Genomic DNA, 15,778 nt, shown 5'->3' with positions numbered 1-15,778 from the left:
GGCGGGGCACCAACGGACCACTCGCGCCGGGAATCGCAGGTACGAAAGGGCCGCTCGTGCCGAGACTGGAGCCACGCGAAAGGACCACTCGCGCCGCGACCAGAACAGCGCGAAAGGGCCACTCGCGCCAATCCCGGCACGAGCGGCCCATCGATGCCGGGCCCACTCGCAACTCAGACCCAGAACATAAGCCCAGGTCAGAGCCCGCCAAAGCAACCCGGCCGACAACCCTGTCCACCGATCGGCTGACAGCCAGGTTCAGCCGCGCGTTGGTCGGAATCCGCGCCCGCCAGGGCCAAGCTGAACCTATGACCACAGCAGTGAGCGTGCGCGGCCTGCGCAAGCAGTACCCCGGTCACCTCGCGGTGGCCGGCCTTGATCTGGACATCGCGCCGGGCGAGGTGTTCTCCCTGCTCGGACCGAACGGTGCCGGGAAGACCACCACTGTCGAGATCCTCGAGGGCCACCGGCAGCGGACCAGCGGCGAAGTCACCGTGCTCGGCGAAGACCCCGGCAAGGCCGGGCGGGAATGGCGCTCCAAGATCGGCATCGTCTTGCAGACCGCGAATGACGCCGCTGAGCTGAGCGTCGTCGAGACCGTGCGGCACTTCGCGAAGTACTACCCGGACCCGCGCGATCCCGACGAGGTGATCGAGAAGGTCGGGCTCACCGAGAAGGCCAAGTCCCGGGTCAAGTCGCTCTCCGGTGGGCAGCGGCGGCGGGTCGACGTCGCTCTCGGCATCATCGGGCGTCCTGAACTCCTCTTCCTCGACGAGCCCACGACGGGCTTCGACCCCGAGGCTCGCCGGCAGTTCTGGTCCCTGATCAGCGACCTCGCCGGCGAGGGCACGACGATCCTGCTCACCACCCACTACCTCGACGAGGCCGAGGCGCTCGCCGACCGGGTCGCGGTGATCGCGCGCGGGGAGATCGTCGCGCAGGACACTCCGCAGAACCTCGGGGGGCGCGCGAGTGCCGAGGCCACCGTGCGCTGGACCGACGAGCGCGGTGACCACACCGAGCGCACGGCGTACCCGACCAAGCTCGTCAACCAGCTTTCCGCGGGCGGGCGCGAGCTGGCGAACCTCACCGTGACCAGGCCCAGCCTGGAGGACATCTACCTGGACCTGATCGGAGACAAGGCATGACCACCCTCGCCCTCCCCGGCCCACTCACGCTCGGCCTCGCCCGCGGCGGCACCGAGTTACGGCAGTTCTTCCGGCACAAGGAACAGGTGGTCTTCACCTTCTCCCTGCCCGCCGTGCTCATGATCCTGCTCGGGTCCATCCTGGACGGTCCCACCGCGCTGGCCGGCGTCACGTCGGGGCAGCTGCTCGCCGCCGGGATGATCGGGTCGGGCATCGTCTCGACGTCGTTCAACAGCATCGCCACCGGGGTCTCGGCCGACCGCGAGACCGGCGCGCTCAAGCGGCTGCGCGGCACGCCGATGCCCTCGTCGTCCTACTTCATCGGCAAGATGGTGCTGGTCGCGGTGTCCAGCCTGGCCCAGACCGTGCTGATGGTCGCCGTCAGCATGCTGCTCTTCGGTCTCAAGCTGCCGACCGAACCTGCGAAGTGGCTGACGCTGCTGTGGGTGTTCGTGCTCGGCATCGTGTCCTGCACGCTGCTCGGGATCGCGCTCAGCTCGCTCGCGAAGTCGACCACCGGCGCGGTGGCCGTGGTGCAGATGCTGTACCTGGTGCTGCAGTTCATCTCCGGCGTGTTCGTCACGCCGATCACGAACCTGCCGAAGATCATGGTGGACATCGCGTCGTTCTTCCCGCTCAAATGGATCTGCCAGGGCTTCCGGTCGGTGTTCCTGCCGGACGGCGCGGTCGGAATGGAGATGGCTGGCTCATGGGAACTGCCGCGGGTGGCGCTGGTGCTGGGGATCTGGTGCGTGGCGGGGCTGGTGCTGGCGCGGCTGAGCTTCCGGTGGACCGACGGGAAGTGAGCGACGCCTGGGACCGGTTCAACTGGCTCTGGGAGATCCTCTTCGCGGTCGCCTACATCGCCACGACGGTCCTGGTGCTGCTGGACGAGACCGATCCGGTCCGCAGCGTCGTCGCCATCGGGGCGCTCACCGCGCTCGTGCTGACGTACCTGTTCTGGGGCCGCGGGATCGTCCGCGACGACGGGCACGTGCGGCAGCGGTGGGCGTTCGCCGCCGTGGCCGTGGCCCTGGTCGCGGTCGCGGTGCTCGCCAACACGACGGCCAGCTTCATCCTGTTCATGGCCTGCCCGCTGCTGTTCATGACCCTCGAGTTCCGCCCGGCGGCGGTGCTGACCACGGCGACGATCCTGTTCAGCCCCGCGGCGTCGATCGTCAACGACGGGGTCGACGGCCCGGTGCTGCACATCCTGCTGCCGATGACCGCGATCCTCGTCGTGTTCGGGGTGCTGTCCGGCAAGTTCATCCTGCACGTCATCGAGGAGAGCCGGGCACGCGCCGACCTGATCGACCGGCTGGAGGAGAGCCAGGCGGAGGTCTCCCGGCTCTCCCGTGCGGCGGGCACGGCGGCCGAGCGCGAGCGGCTGGCCCGCGAGATCCACGACACCCTTGCCCAGGGCTTCACCAGCATCGTCACCCTCGCCCAGGCCATCGAGTCCGAAGTGGACACCGACCCGGCGGCGGCGCGGCGGCACGCCGAACTTGCCGCCCGCACGGCGCGCGAGAACCTCGCCGAGGCCCGCACGATGGTCGCCGCGCTCGCGCCGGACGACCTCACCAGCGGCTCCCTCGTCGACGCCGTCCGCCGGCTGACCGACCGGCTCGGCGACGAGACCGGGCTGGCCGTCCGGTACGAAGTGGACAGTGACCTGCCCGCGCTGGCCATGGCCGCCGAGGTGGTCCTGCTGCGCGGGGCGCAGGAGGCGCTGAACAACGTCCGGCGGCACGCCACGGCCGGGGCGGTGGTCGTGCGGCTGTCCCTTGTGGACGACGCGGTCCGGCTGGACGTCCGGGACGACGGCGCCGGCTTCGACCCGGACCGCGTCACCGGGTTCGGGTTGCGGGGCATGCGGTCCCGCGCGGAACAGGTGGGTGGGACGCTGAGCGTCCGCAGCGGCGCCGACGGCACCGAACTGACCCTGGAGGTCCCCGCGTGATCCGCATCATGCTCGTCGACGACCACCCCGTCGTCCGCGAAGGGCTGCGCGGCATGCTCGAAGCCGAACCCGACCTCACGGTCGTCGGCGAAGCGGGCTCCGGGGACGAAGCCGTCGCGCTCGACCGCGTCGCGCAGCCGGACGTCGTGCTGATGGACCTGCGGATGCCCGGCCTGGACGGCGTCGGCGCGACCAGGCGGATCCTGCGTGAGCAGCCGTCGCGCCGGATCGTCGTGCTCACGACGTACGAGACGGACGCGGACATCCTGCGCGCGGTCGAGGCCGGCGCGTCGGGGTACCTGCTGAAGGACGCGTCCCGCACGGAGCTGGCGAACGCGATCCGCGCCGCCTCCCGCGGCGAGACGGTGCTGGCACCGTCGGTGGCGGGGAAGCTGGTCAACCGCGTCCGCAACCCGGAGCCGCAGACGCTGTCGGCACGCGAAGTGGAGGTGCTGCGCCTGGTCGCGAAGGGCGGCACGAACGCGGACATCGGCCGCGCGCTGCACATCAGCGAGGCGACGGTGAAGACGCACCTGCTCCGGACGTTCGGCAAGCTCGGTGTGTCGGACCGCACGGCCGCCGTGACCACGGCGATGGCCCGGAACCTGCTCACCTGACCACCCGCCCGAGTGTGAGTTCCGGAACCGCGCGAAACGCGGCATCACGCGTGATCCGCCGGGCATCGCGCGTGATCGGCGGGGCATCACTCGTGATCCAGGGGGCATCACGCCGATGCCTGCCCAGACACGCGTGATGCCTCTCGGATCACGCGTGATGCCGCTCCGGACACCCGGGATACCCCGTCCCGCCTGCTCACCTGATCCTCGCGCGGCAGAATGCCTGCATGCTTGAGTCGACCGAACACGCCCTGCTCCGCCGGATCGCCCGCGAGCAGGCGACCAGCCGGGCTCCGTCGCTGGTGGCCGCCGTGGTGCGGGACGGGGAGATCGTCTGGTCCGGGGGCCGCGGACGCGTCGGGGGCGAGGTGCCCGGCACCGACACCCAGTACCGCCTGGGCTCGATCACCAAGACCCTCGTCGCCACCGCCGTCATGCGGCTGCGCGACGAAGGCCTGCTGGACCTCAACGACCCGCTCGAGCGGCACGTCCCGGGCACGCCGTTCGGCGCCGCGACCGTCGCCCAGCTGCTCTCCCACACCTCCGGCCTGACGTCCGAGTCGCCCGGCCAGTGGTGGGAGCGCACCCCCGGCGCCGACTGGGACGCGCTGGCCGGCAGCCTCGCCGACGGCGCGACCAAGCACCGTCCCGGCGCGAAGTTCCACTACTCGAACGTCGGTTACGGCGTGCTCGGCGAGCTCATCGCCCGCCACCGCGGCAAGGACTGGCTGTCCGTGCTCAACGAGGAGATCCTCGGCCCGCTCGGGATGACCCGCACCACGCCGCACCCGGTCGGCGCGCACGCCGACGGCTTCGCCGTGCACCCCTTCGCCGACGTCCTGCTGCCGGAGCCCAGCCCCGACGCCGGCGCGATGGCGCCCGCCGGGCAGCTGTGGTCCACGGCCACAGACCTCGGCCGCTGGACGTCGTTCCTCGGCGGCCACACCGGTGGCGTGCTCAGCCCGGACACGCTCGAGCAGATGCGCACGATGGTGACCGTCGACGACACCGACGTCTGGACCACCGGGTTCGGGCTCGGCCTGATGCTGGTGCGCTACCAGGGCCGCCGGCTGGCCGGGCACACCGGCTCGATGCCCGGGTTCCTCGCCGCGTCCCTGGTCGACCCGGCCGCGGGGACCGGCGCGCTGGTGCTCGCCAACTCGACGTCCGGGGTCGGCATCACGCCGCTGGCCCTGGACCTCATCACGATGACCGACGAGCTGGAACCGCGCCTGCCCGCGGAGTGGCAGCCGTCCACTGTGGACCCGGCGCTGCTGGCGCTGACCGGGCTCTGGCACTGGGGCCCGACGCCGTACCACCTGCGGATCCAGGGTGACGGCCTGCTCCTGCTGGCCCCGGCCGAGGGGCCCGGCCGCGGCTCGCGCTTCCGCGAGACGGACAAGGACACCTACCTCGGCCTCGACGGTTACTACTCCGGCGAGACGCTCGAGGTGGGCCGTGACAGCGACGGCGTCGCGACCCACCTCGACCTGGCGACGTTCGTCTTCACGCGCACGCCGTACGACCCGGCCGCGCCGGTGCCGGGCGGTGTCGAAGGCTGGCGCTGAGCGCCGAGGAGGGGCCCCGCTCACACCCCCAGCCGAGGTGAGCGGGGCCCTCTGGCAAGCGAAGCTACCTGCGGGCCGAGGCGCTGTGACCCGTGTTTTTACGGTCACCGTGGACGCCCACGAGGCCGATCGCGCAGCCGCCACCGCCCAGACCGCCGCGGTGGCGACCAGCAGCCGGCGCCGCAAGGACGCGCGCCGCTGTACCGGCCGCATCGGCAGGAGACGCGTCAGGCCGTAGACCGTCACGCCGAGGAAGAGCGTGAGGAACACCGCGGCGTACCCCGACCTCGGCGCCGCGCGGCGGGTGCTCGGCCAAGCCGTATCCGATCCCGGCGGGTGAAACCATCGATCACGGAGCTCCGCGAAAACCGGATTTCCGGCGAAACGGTCGCCCGTCCCACTGCCCGGAACAGCGGTGATTCCACATTCCGGACAGTTCAGCACCGCTTCAACCTGCCCCGTCCCGACCTGAGAGACTGGCCACATGACCGACGCTGAGTTGACCATCCCCGCAGACCTCAAGCCGGCCGACGGCCGCTTCGGCTGCGGACCGTCGAAGGTCCGCGCCGAGCAGCTGAGCGCCCTGGCGGAGTCCGGCTCCACCTACCTCGGCACGTCGCACCGGCAGAAGCCGGTCAAGTCGCTCGTCGGGCGCGTCCGGGCCGGGCTGTCCGAGCTGTTCTCCCTCCCCGAGGGTTACGAGGTGATCCTCGGCAACGGCGGCACCACGGCCTTCTGGGACGCCGCCGCGTTCGGCCTCGTCCGCGAGCGCTCGCAGCACTTCACCTACGGCGAGTTCTCCTCGAAGTTCGCCTCCGTCACCAAGGGCGCGCCGTTCCTGGCCGACCCGATCGTCGTCAAGGCCGACGCCGGCAGCGCGCCGGACATCGCCTACGAAGCCGGCGCGGACCTGGTCGGCTGGGCGCACAACGAGACGTCGACCGGTGTCGCCGTCCCGGTCCGCCGTCCCGAAGGCTCCGACGGCGCGCTCGTCGCGATCGACGCCACCTCCGGCGCCGGCGGCCTCCCGGTCAAGGCGGAGGACTTCGACGTCTACTACTTCGCGCCGCAGAAGTCGTTCGCCGCGGACGGTGGCCTGTGGATCGCGCTGGCCTCGCCCGCCGCGGTCGAGCGGATCGGCGAGATCGGCGGCGGCGACCGCTGGATCCCGGAGTTCCTGTCGCTGACCACCGCGCTGGACAACTCCCGCAAGGACCAGACGTACAACACCCCGGCCGTGGCCACGCTCTTCCTGCTCGCCGAGCAGATCGAGTGGATGAACGGCCAGGGCGGCCTCGAGTGGACGACCGCGCGCACGAAGGACTCGTCGTCGCGGCTGTACGAGTGGGCCGAGAAGACGAGCTACACGACGCCGTTCGTGAAGGACCCGGAGCTGCGCTCACAGGTCGTCGGCACGGTGGACTTCGCCGACGAGGTCGACGCCGCCGCGGTGGCGAAGGTGCTGCGCGCCAACGGGATCGTCGACACCGAGCCGTACCGCAAGCTGGGCCGCAACCAGCTGCGTGTCGGCCTGTTCCCGGCCATCGACCCGGACGACATCACGAAGCTCACGCAGAGCATCGAGTACGTCGTCGAGCGCCTGGGCTGATCCGGCAGCTTTAGTCCGTGAAGGCCACCTTGAGGGACTCTGAGTCCCTCAAGGTGGCCTTCACGGCTTTCAGGCGAGGGGCAGCGAAAGCCGCCAGGACCAGCAGGAGCAGGCCGAAGAGTTCGTAGGACTCGGTGGCCAGCCACCAGCCGACTGAGGGCGCCGGGCGCGGGGCGAACCACATCGGACCCCAGATGAAGAGCGTCAGGCCGGCGGCGACGACCGCGCCCGCCCACCACGTCACCACGCGGTCGGTGCGCCAGGACCGGACGCCGTAGTAGCCGGCCAGGACCAGGATCGGGACGCACCACGTCCAGTGGTGGGTCCACGAGATCGGCGACACGAGCAGCCCGCCGAGCGCGCACGCCGTCAGCCCGAGCACCGGCTCGGCCGCCCGGACGATCACCACCGCGACCAGGGCCATCACGGCGAGCGCGGCCAGCAGCCACCCGGCGTTCCCGGCGGTCTCCGGCAGGCCGATCCGCGTCACCAGGCCCTTCAGCGACTGGTTGCCGACGTAGTCGACACCGCCGATGCGGCCCGCGTCGAAGACGAGCTTCGTCCAGTACGTGAACGACGCCGACGGCCGGATCAGCCACAGCAGCGCGCCGGCCGCCACGAACCCGGCGACCACCCGCGCGGCCGACTTGAAGTCGCGGCGGAAGAGGAAGTAGACGACGAACACCGCCGGCGTCAGCTTGATCGCCGCGGCCACGCCGATCAGCAGGCCCTTCGTCCGCCCGCGGTCGCCCGGCAGCAGGACGTCGAGCACCACCAGCAGCATGAGCAGCGCGTTGATCTGCCCGAAGCCGAGCGTCGAGCGCACCGGCTCGAGCAGGGCGCCGGCCAGCTGCGCGACGATCGCGACGAGCGCCGCCACCGCCCGGCCGTGGACCTTCGACGGGTCGGTCAGCGAACCGTTGAGCGTCGCGATGTAGAGGTAGGCGACCACCCCGGTCGCGACGATCGAGGCGATGCTGACCAGCTTCATCGTCACCGCGAACGGCAGCAGCGTGCCCGGCAGGAACACCGCCGCCGCGAACGGCGTGTAGGTGAACGGCAGCAAGATCTGGTGCGTGGTCGGCACCCAGGCGTCGTACGGCGAGCCCTGCTGGGCCAGCGCCTTCGCGCCGCCCAGGTAGACCTCCAGGTCGAGACCGTCGAACCGCTTCAGCACGAGGACCAGCAGGACGGCCGCGATCTCGAGCACGGCCAGCACCCACGCGAGCTTCCGCCCCGACCAGCCCGCCACCGTCACACGTCCCCCTCAGCCAGTCCTTCGACCGGCCGAGATTACCGGGCGCTCAGCAGCAGCCACGCACCGGCAAGCCCACTGACCTGCTGTTCGCGGTCGCCGTCGGCTGCTGCGCCGCGGTGACGACGTCCGCCAGCATGTGGTCCAGCCGCGCCCGGTCGAGGACCCGGCCCGCCGTGACGACGGTGTTGATCCGGCGGACCGCGCGGATGTCGGTGAGCGGGTTCGCGTCGAGCAGCACCAGGTCCGCGACCTTGCCGGCGGTGACCGTGCCGGTGGTCGACTCGCGGCCGAGGAACCGCGCGGCGTCGCGCGTCACCGCCTGCAGCGCCCGCCGCGGCGAGAGCCCGGCTTCGACGAGGAAGTCGAGCTCGTCGTGGAGGCTGAAGCCCGGGTAGACGTACGGGTTCAGGCAGTCGGTGCCGCCGATGACGCCCACCCCGGCCCGGTGCGCGGCGCCGACCAGCCGCAGCTGCGCCTCGAAGTAGGCCTCCTGCTGGGCGATCTGCTCGGGCGTGACCGGCGTGAACAGCGGGAGCCGGTCGGCCCAGTAGTCGATGATGTCCTGGGAGACGTACTTGAGCCGCGGGTCCTGCGTGTAGGCGTCGGCCGGCCGCGAGATCACGCGGTTGACGGCGAACGTCGGGCTCATCCAGCAGTCCAGCGCCTTGAGCCCGGCGAAGTGGCGTTCCGCGGTGGCCGGGTCGTAGGCCTGGGCCGCCTGCCGGTCGAGCTCGCGGGCGAGGTTGAAGAAGTCGCGCTTGGCGTTCGGGTCGAACGGCGTCGCGTCGAGGCGGGCCAGGATCTCGTCACGACGGCTGGACGTGTGGATGGGCACGCCGAAGTTGTGCTCGAAGCTGCGCTGCCCGGCTTTCGCGGCGTCGAGCTGGTTGAGCCGGTACGGCCAGTGCCCGGCGTACGGCAGGCCGACGCGGCGGCACTCGTCGGCGATCGCCGCGTAGACGTCCTTCGGCAGGTAGAAGTAGGTCTTGACGAAGTCGGAGCCCTGCGCGAGGGCGGTCCGGACGGCCGCGCGGCCCTCCTCCGGCGTCGCGACCTGGGTGATCGGCGGGCCGAGCAGGCTGACCGGGCCGTCGATGATCGCGCTGGCGAGCGCGACCCGCGGGCCGAGCAGCTCGCCGCGGACGATCTTGTCGCGGGTGGCGCGGTTCTCGTCGTACCCCTGCATCTCGCGGATGCCGGTGACGCCGTTGGCCAGGAACATCGGCGGCCACAGCTTCTCGTAGTCGATGCCGTGGGCGTGCATGTCCCACAGGCCGGGGACGACGTAGCGCCCGCGGCCGTCGACGACCGTGGCCCCGGCGTGGTGCGGCACCTCGGCGGCCGGGCCGACCCAGGCGATCCGGTCGCCGACCAGGACGACCGCCGAGTGCGGCCGGGCGGGTGCGTCGGTGCCGTCGACGACCGTGGCCCCGAGCACCACCACGACGTCCGTGCCGGCCGCGGCGGCTTCCTGGGCGAAGAGCGCCGGGGCGACCCCCGCGGCGGCGAGCCCCGCGCCCGTCGTGGCAAGCCAGCGAAGGAAGTCTCGTCTGTTCGCCTCGACCCGCACGGCAGCCGCCCTTCGATCAACGATGTGACCGGTATTCAACGCCGCGGGCCGTGGTCGGGGAATCTTTTACCGTGCTCAATCCCGGTGCAGAGCACGCGTGAAGGTAGCGGCACTTTCACGTGAAAGTGACCCGGAGGGGGCCTCCTCCGTCACTTTCACGTGAAAGTGCCGTCTCAGGCGAGGGCTCGCGTCGGGGCGAGCCGGGCCGCGCGGACCGCCGGGTACGCCCCGGCGACCGCCCCGACCAGGGCCGCGACGCCGACTCCGCCCGCCAGCGCGCCGACCGGCAGCACGGCCGGCCAGCCCTGGCTCAGCGCGTACCCCGCGGTCACCAGCACCCCGGTGACGACGCCGGCCAGGCCGCCGAGCCCGGACAGCAGCACCGACTCGGCCAGGAACTGCCCGCGCACCTGCCGTTTCGTCGCCCCGAGCGCGCGGCGCAGGCCGATCTCCCGACGCCGTTCCAGCACCGAGATGACCATCGTGTTCGCCACCCCGACCCCGCCGACGAGCAGCGCGACGCCGCCGAGACCGAGGAACAGCGCGCTGTAGGTGTTGTCGGTGAGCTTCTGCGCGGCGAGCGCGTCCGACGGGCGGCGGACCTCGACCTCGTTGGGCGCCTGCGGGTTCAGTGTCGCGCCCAGCACCGACCGCACACCGTCCACTGCGGACTCGTTCGCCCGGACGTACACAGTGGACGGATGGCCGTCGAAGCCGAGGAGCCGCTTCGCGACGTCCCAGCCGACCAAGGCCGACCGTTCGATCTCCGGCGCCAGGGGCATCGGACCGAGGATCCCGGCGACGGTGAACCACTGCGTGCCGATCAGCACCTGCGGCGGCCGCGCCGGGTCGACATGGTCGATGCCGAGGCGCGCGGCGGCCTGCGACCCGAGCACCGTCACCGGGTAGTTCTGGTTGCCCGGGGACAGGAACGCCCCCGACCGCACCTTCCCGCCCAGCACCCCGAGCAGGTCCGGGCGCGCCGCGTAGACACCGAGCCCGGAGGTCTCGTCCACCGGGATCTTGTCGCTGCGCCGCACGCTCGCCGACGTCGTCCCGGTGCCGGTCACCGCCGTCACCGGCCCGATCCGCTTCGCCATCGAAACGGCGTCGTCCGGCAGGGTCGCGTCGGCCCCGAACAACGTCTGGCCCGGCCCGGCGGTGAGCAGGTTGGTGCCGAGCGCGGCCAGCCGGTCGTGCAGCGCCTGCGCGCCGGACGCCGGGATCGCCAGCACCGCGACCATCGCCGCGACACCGATCGCGATGCCCAGCGCGGAAAGCACGGCACGCACCGGGCGCGTCCGCATGCCGTGGGCGCCGAGCGCGACGACGTCCGGCGGCTTGAGCCGCGCCGGTTCCGGCAGCGTCACGAGTGTCATCGCGCACCCACCAGTCCGGTGTCGAGGCGCAGGCGCCCGTCCAGCAGCTCGATCCGCCGCGGCATGCCCGCCGCGATCTCCCGGTCGTGGGTGATCACGACGATCGTCGTGCCGCCGGTGGACAGCTCGCCGAGCAACGAGAGCACCGCGGCGCCGGTGCCGGTGTCGAGGTTGCCGGTCGGCTCGTCGGCCAGCAGGATCGCCGGGTCGTTGACGACCGCCCTGGCGATCGCGACGCGCTGGCGTTCCCCGCCCGACAGCTCGCCGGGCCGGTGCCACGCCCGGTGTCCCAGCCCGACCCGCTCGAGCGCGGCCAGCGCCCGCGAGCGCCGCCGTCGCCGCGGCACCCCGGCGTAGAGCAGGCCGGTGCAGACGTTGTCCACCGCGCTCATCCCTTCGTCGAGGAAGAACTGCTGGAACACGAACCCGATCCAGCGCGAGCGCAGCGCCGAGACCTTCCGGTCCGACAGCTCGGCGACGTCGTGGCCGCGCAGCTCGACCCGGCCGGCGGACGGCCGGTCGAGCGTGCCCATCAGGTGCAGCAGCGTGGACTTCCCGGACCCGGACGGCCCGACGATCGCGACCATCTCGCCGTCCTCCAGCGAGAGCGAGACGCGGTCGAGCGCGGCGACCCCGCCGGGGTAGGTGCGCGTGGCCTCGTGGACACGCAGGACAGGCGTCACGACGTCGTCACCACCCGCATGCCCGCGGCCAGGCCGGTGCCGCTGACCTCGACCTTGCCACCGCTGAACAGTCCGGTTTGGACGGCGATCAGCCGCCGCTTGCCGTTCTCGTCGACCTCGACGGCGTAACCGCCTTCGGCGAGCGCGAGCAGCGCGCCGACCGGCACCGCGAGCACACCGGAGTGGACGTCCTTGGTGAACCGGACGGTCGCCGGGGCCGAGTCGAGCGTGCCGGCCACGGCCGGGTCGTCGAGCTGGACGGTCACGGTGATCTTGGGCTTGCCGTCGTCCTGGCCCGCGCCGTCCTTGCCTTCGACCGCGGACTTCCCGACGTCGGTGATCGTGCCCTTCGACGTCTTCCCGTTGATCGTCACGGACGCCTTCGCGCCCTGCTGGGCGAGGTCCTGCTTGGCCGCGTCGAGCTTGACCTGCACCGAGCGGACGGTGCCGGTGGTCTTGAGCACCTCGCCCTGAGCCGGCGAACCGAGCTTGGCCGACAACGCCGACACCCGCAGCTCACCCGCGGCCAGCACGACGTCGCCCTGGCCGAACGCGCCGGTCTGGTCCAGCCCCAGCGCCTTCTGCCACTTCTTCAGCGCGGCCGCCGTCGCCGAGGTGAACTTCTTGTCCGGCGTGCCGAACCCGCCGTAACCGCAGGCCTTGAGGTTCTCCTCGAGCTGCTTGACGTCGGCGCCGTCGGCCGCACCCTGGGCGAGGTCGCGGTAGAACGGCAGCGTGCCGTAGAACAGCGGCACCGGTTTCGCGTCGACGCCGTACACCGCCTGGCAGCGGGTGAGGACCGCGCCGGCGGCGGGCAGCGACGTGATCGTGCCGGGCTTGCGGCCGGCGACCGAGGACTCCTCGCCGTACCCGAGGGTGCCGTCGGCCTCCTCCTCTTCGCTGAGGTCGGTCTTGGCCACCTCCGCGGTTTCGACGGACGGCGGGGCGGCCTCCTGCACCGACGTCGCGGACGAGACGCGCGTCAGGATCACGGCGGAGCCGGTGCCCACCACCACGACGAGCACCGCCGCGGCGATGAACCAGCGCGCGCGGCCACGGCGTCGTGGCTTCGGTTCGGTTTCCGTGGTCACTTGGCGGGCTCCGCGTGCACCGACATCCCGAGCCCGCACGCCTTCGCCGCGGCCTCGAACTTCGACGGGTCGTCGCCCGGGCCGCCCATCCGCGTCGCACCCTTGCCGGTCGGGTCGGGATCCGGCATGTCGATGCCGTGGTCCCGCATGCACTTGGCGTCCTTGCGCATCTTGTCGAGTTCTTCGGGACTCGGCGGCTTCATCTCGCCGCCGTTGGGCATGAAGCTCTTGCAGGCGTTCTGCGCCGCGTCGAGCTTCCCCCGGTCCTTGGCGTCGCCCCCGAGCGTCACCGCCATCCCGCCGTCGCCCGCCGGCTTCGGGTCGGGCATGTCGACGCCGTGCTCGCGCATGCACTTGGCGAAGTCGCGCATCTTGTCCTCGTCGCTCTTGTTGTCCGCGGCCTTGGCCGGGGCCGACGAGGACGGCCCCGAGATCGAGGCCACCTTCGACCCGTCGTCCGGCTTGGCCCCGCACCCCGCGAGCAGCACCGCGGCGCCGATCGCCGCGATGACCGTCAGGCGTGTTCGCATCGCTCGCTCCTTTCCTCCTGGTGGGTCCGATGTCTACGGATCGGGGGATTCCGGCGCGCTAAGCGAAGTCGCTTATGCGGGGCTTATGGCCCGCCTGGGCAGACTGGGCGGGTGCGTGTGCTGGTGGTGGAGGACGAGCGGCTGCTCGCCGACTCGGTCGCGGAGGGCCTCCGCCGCTTCGCGATGGCCGTCGACGTCTGTTACGACGGTGAACAGGCCCTGGAGCGGGTCGGGGTGCACGGCTACGACGTCGTCGTCCTCGACCGCGACCTGCCGAAGGTGCACGGCGACCAGGTGTGCGCCGCGGTCGTCGCGGCGGGCGGCGAGGCGCGGGTGCTGATGCTGACGGCCGCCGCCGACGTCACCGACCGGGTCGCCGGGCTGGGCCTCGGCGCCGACGACTACCTGACCAAGCCGTTCGCGTTCGCCGAGCTGGTCGCCAGGGTGCAGGCGCTGTCGCGGCGCGCGCGGCCCGCGTTGCCGCCGGTGCTGCAGCGCGACGGCGTCGTGCTGGACCTGCCGCGGCACCAGGCCGCGCGCGACGGCCGGTTCCTGCAGCTCTCGCCGAAGGAGTTCGCCGTGCTGGAAGTGCTGATGCGGGCCGAGGGCACGGTGGTGAGCGCCGAGGACCTGCTGGACAAGGCGTGGGACGAGCACGCCGACCCGTTCACCAACGCCGTGCGCGTCGCGGTGATGACGTTGCGCCGCAAGCTCGGCGACCCGCCGGTGATCGAGACGGTGCCCGGCGCCGGCTACCGGTTCGGCACGCCGTGAACGCGCTGTCGGTCCGGACGAAGCTGACCGCCTGGTACGGCGGGCTGTTCCTGCTGGCCGGGCTGGTCCTGGTCGTCATCGACTACCTGCTGGTGCAGGGCACGCTGCCGGACCCGGCCCGGTTCGCGACGGCGTCCCTCGGCTCGGCCGCCGACATGACGTACGGGATCCCGGACAACACCGTCCAGGCACCCGCCGGCATGGCCGTGCGCCTGGTCAGCGGCTCGCTGGACGAGTACCGGTCCTCGACGCTGTCCACCCTGGTCGTCAACTCGGCGATCGCGCTGGTGGCGACGGCCGCGCTCGCCGTCCTGTTCGGCTGGCTGATGGCGGGCCGGGCGCTGCGGCCGCTGCACGACATCACCTCGGCCGCGCGGCGGCTCGAGGCGGGCAAGCTCGACCGGCGGATCAACCTCGAAGGCCCGCCCGACGAGCTGAAGGAGCTGGCCGACACCTTCGACGGCATGCTCGACCGGCTCGCGGAGTCGTTCGACAGCCAGAAGCGGTTCGTCGCGAACGCGTCCCACGAGCTGCGGACGCCGCTGGCGGTGCAGCGGACGCTGATCGAGGTCGCGATGGCCGACCCCGAAGTCGCGCCGGAGCTGCGGAAACTCGGCACGCACCTGCTGCACACCAACGAGCGCAGCGAGCGGATGATCGAAGGCCTGCTGGTGCTGGCCCGCAGCGACCGCGGCCTGACCGCGCGCGCCCCGGTCCGGCTCGACGAGGTCGTCGCGTCGGTCGTCCGGGCCACGTCGGCCCAGGCGGAGTCGGCGGGCGTCAAGGTGGAGACCCGCCTCCGGCCGCGGACGGTGGCCGGCGACCCGGTGCTGCTCGAGCGGCTGGTGACGAACCTGCTGGTCAACGCGATCACGTACAACGCCAAGGGCGGCTGGGTGTACGCCGAGGTCCGCGGCGACCCGGCGCTGGAGATCCGCAACTCGGGCCCGGTGGTCCCACCCGAAGCCGTCCCGACGCTCTTCGAGCCGTTCCGCCGGATCAACGGCGCCGAGCGGACCGGCGACACGCGCAACGCCGGGCTCGGGCTCTCGATCGTCCGTTCGGTCGCCCACGCCCACGGCGGCACCGCCGAAGCCCAACCCGGCAAACGAGGCGGCCTGACCGTGACCGTCCGCCTGCCCCCGTGAGATCAGCGCCCAGCACTCGCACCGCCACCCGGCAGGTCGAGCGGACCGGCGACACGCGCAACGCCGGACTCGGGCTCTCGATCGTCCGATCGGTCGCCCACGCCCACGGCGGCACCGCGGAGGCTCAGCCCGGCAAACGAGGCGGCCTGACCGTGACCGTCCGCCTGCCCTCGTGAGCGGCAACCCCCCGACGTCCCACGCGTCCCAGTAGTCACAACAGTCCCAACAACCACAGGGCCCAGCCGCGTTGGGCCAGACGGTGAAAAATTGGCAACGACGGACGTGACGATCCACTCGATCGTGACTTTGCGTGGTCGGCGTGTCACACGGATGCCGCTGACCAGGGCACGGATGATGCGAGAGTCACGAAATGAAGAGTGGTCACTTGGGTGAAGACTCGGCGCGCCTCGCACGTCAAGCCGACGCGCCGTTCTAACGTGGGC

At 71.9% G+C, this 15,778-nt stretch carries 14 protein-coding genes and 1 pseudogene; 9 read left to right on the top strand and 6 right to left on the bottom strand.

Features of this window, described 5'->3' with window-relative positions; all coding sequences use genetic code 11:
* The first annotated feature begins 308 nt into the window (after window positions 1–308).
* From ACIOD2_RS07700 to serC, 6 genes are all read left to right on the top strand, one after another.
* Window positions 309–1,148, top strand: coding sequence for an ABC transporter ATP-binding protein (locus ACIOD2_RS07700; protein ID WP_400535532.1), 840 nt, complete (start codon window positions 309–311; stop codon window positions 1,146–1,148).
* Window positions 1,145–1,954 carry an ABC transporter permease gene (locus ACIOD2_RS07695; RefSeq protein WP_400535530.1) on the top strand — a complete coding sequence of 270 codons (810 nt, stop codon included), beginning with the start codon at window positions 1,145–1,147 and terminating at the stop codon, window positions 1,952–1,954. The genes ACIOD2_RS07700 and ACIOD2_RS07695 overlap by 4 nt, the downstream gene beginning before the upstream one ends.
* The gene (locus ACIOD2_RS07690; RefSeq protein WP_400535528.1) at window positions 1,951–3,108 is read left to right on the top strand and encodes a sensor histidine kinase; all 1,158 of its coding nucleotides are present in this window, start codon (window positions 1,951–1,953) and stop codon (window positions 3,106–3,108) included. The genes ACIOD2_RS07695 and ACIOD2_RS07690 overlap by 4 nt, the downstream gene beginning before the upstream one ends.
* Window positions 3,105–3,725, top strand: a complete 621-nt coding sequence (locus ACIOD2_RS07685) for a response regulator transcription factor (protein ID WP_323324164.1) — start codon at window positions 3,105–3,107, stop codon at window positions 3,723–3,725. Before ACIOD2_RS07690 ends, ACIOD2_RS07685 begins: the two co-directional genes overlap by 4 nt.
* 227 nt (window positions 3,726–3,952) lie before the next feature.
* A complete protein-coding gene (locus ACIOD2_RS07680; protein WP_400535525.1) occupies window positions 3,953–5,293 on the top strand; it encodes a serine hydrolase domain-containing protein in 1,341 nt (446 codons plus the stop codon).
* 484 nt (window positions 5,294–5,777) lie between these two features.
* A complete protein-coding gene (gene serC / locus ACIOD2_RS07675; protein ID WP_284742983.1) occupies window positions 5,778–6,902 on the top strand; it encodes a phosphoserine transaminase in 1,125 nt (374 codons plus the stop codon).
* A gap of 10 nt (window positions 6,903–6,912) precedes the next feature.
* On the opposite strand, the gene ACIOD2_RS07670 is transcribed toward serC, so the two are convergent.
* From ACIOD2_RS07670 to ACIOD2_RS07645, 6 genes are all read right to left on the bottom strand, one after another.
* Complete coding sequence (locus ACIOD2_RS07670; RefSeq protein WP_400535523.1) at window positions 6,913–8,154, bottom strand: glycosyltransferase 87 family protein; 1,242 nt, start codon at window positions 8,152–8,154, stop codon at window positions 6,913–6,915.
* 52 nt (window positions 8,155–8,206) lie between these two features.
* Window positions 8,207–9,730, bottom strand: coding sequence for an amidohydrolase family protein (locus ACIOD2_RS07665; protein ID WP_400535521.1), 1,524 nt, complete (start codon window positions 9,728–9,730; stop codon window positions 8,207–8,209).
* A gap of 173 nt (window positions 9,731–9,903) precedes the next feature.
* Entirely contained in the window at window positions 9,904–11,109 is a 1,206-nt protein-coding gene (locus ACIOD2_RS07660; protein WP_400535519.1) for an ABC transporter permease, read from the bottom strand.
* On the bottom strand, window positions 11,106–11,792 hold the full coding sequence (locus ACIOD2_RS07655; protein ID WP_400535517.1) for an ABC transporter ATP-binding protein: 687 nt from the start codon (window positions 11,790–11,792) through the stop codon (window positions 11,106–11,108). Before ACIOD2_RS07655 ends, ACIOD2_RS07660 begins: the two co-directional genes overlap by 4 nt.
* A complete protein-coding gene (locus ACIOD2_RS07650) occupies window positions 11,789–12,883 on the bottom strand; it encodes a peptidoglycan-binding protein (protein ID WP_400535515.1) in 1,095 nt (364 codons plus the stop codon). Before ACIOD2_RS07650 ends, ACIOD2_RS07655 begins: the two co-directional genes overlap by 4 nt.
* Window positions 12,880–13,413, bottom strand: coding sequence for a hypothetical protein (locus ACIOD2_RS07645; protein WP_400535513.1), 534 nt, complete (start codon window positions 13,411–13,413; stop codon window positions 12,880–12,882). Before ACIOD2_RS07645 ends, ACIOD2_RS07650 begins: the two co-directional genes overlap by 4 nt.
* Window positions 13,414–13,524: 111 nt before the next feature.
* Here ACIOD2_RS07645 and ACIOD2_RS07640 point away from each other — a divergent pair, with 111 nt between their 5' ends.
* From ACIOD2_RS07640 to ACIOD2_RS07630, 3 genes and pseudogenes are all read left to right on the top strand, one after another.
* On the top strand, window positions 13,525–14,187 hold the full coding sequence (locus ACIOD2_RS07640; protein WP_323324182.1) for a response regulator transcription factor: 663 nt from the start codon (window positions 13,525–13,527) through the stop codon (window positions 14,185–14,187).
* Window positions 14,184–15,335 carry a sensor histidine kinase gene (locus ACIOD2_RS07635; RefSeq protein ID WP_400535511.1) on the top strand — a complete coding sequence of 384 codons (1,152 nt, stop codon included), beginning with the start codon at window positions 14,184–14,186 and terminating at the stop codon, window positions 15,333–15,335. Before ACIOD2_RS07640 ends, ACIOD2_RS07635 begins: the two co-directional genes overlap by 4 nt.
* A 38-nt stretch (window positions 15,336–15,373) precedes the next feature.
* Window positions 15,374–15,511, top strand: a pseudogene (locus ACIOD2_RS07630) (ATP-binding protein); the annotation flags it as partial.
* Window positions 15,512–15,778: the final 267 nt, after the last annotated feature.

The sequence above is a fragment of the Amycolatopsis sp. NPDC088138 genome (assembly GCF_044741685.1).
Taxonomy (GTDB): Bacteria; Actinomycetota; Actinomycetes; order Mycobacteriales; family Pseudonocardiaceae; genus Amycolatopsis.
Note: the sequence above shows the minus strand (reverse complement) of the source record. Positions and strands in the feature narration are given on the sequence as shown.

Coding starts and splice junctions, on each gene's coding strand:
- ACIOD2_RS07695 (WP_400535530.1), top strand. CDS start 1,145: ATGACCACCCTCGCCCTCCCCGGCCCACTCACGCTCGGCCTCGCCCGC.
- ACIOD2_RS07680 (WP_400535525.1), top strand. CDS start 3,953: ATGCTTGAGTCGACCGAACACGCCCTGCTCCGCCGGATCGCCCGCGAG.
- ACIOD2_RS07645 (WP_400535513.1), bottom strand. CDS start 13,413: ATGCGAACACGCCTGACGGTCATCGCGGCGATCGGCGCCGCGGTGCTG.
- ACIOD2_RS07660 (WP_400535519.1), bottom strand. CDS start 11,109: ATGACACTCGTGACGCTGCCGGAACCGGCGCGGCTCAAGCCGCCGGAC.
- serC (WP_284742983.1), top strand. CDS start 5,778: ATGACCGACGCTGAGTTGACCATCCCCGCAGACCTCAAGCCGGCCGAC.
- ACIOD2_RS07700 (WP_400535532.1), top strand. CDS start 309: ATGACCACAGCAGTGAGCGTGCGCGGCCTGCGCAAGCAGTACCCCGGT.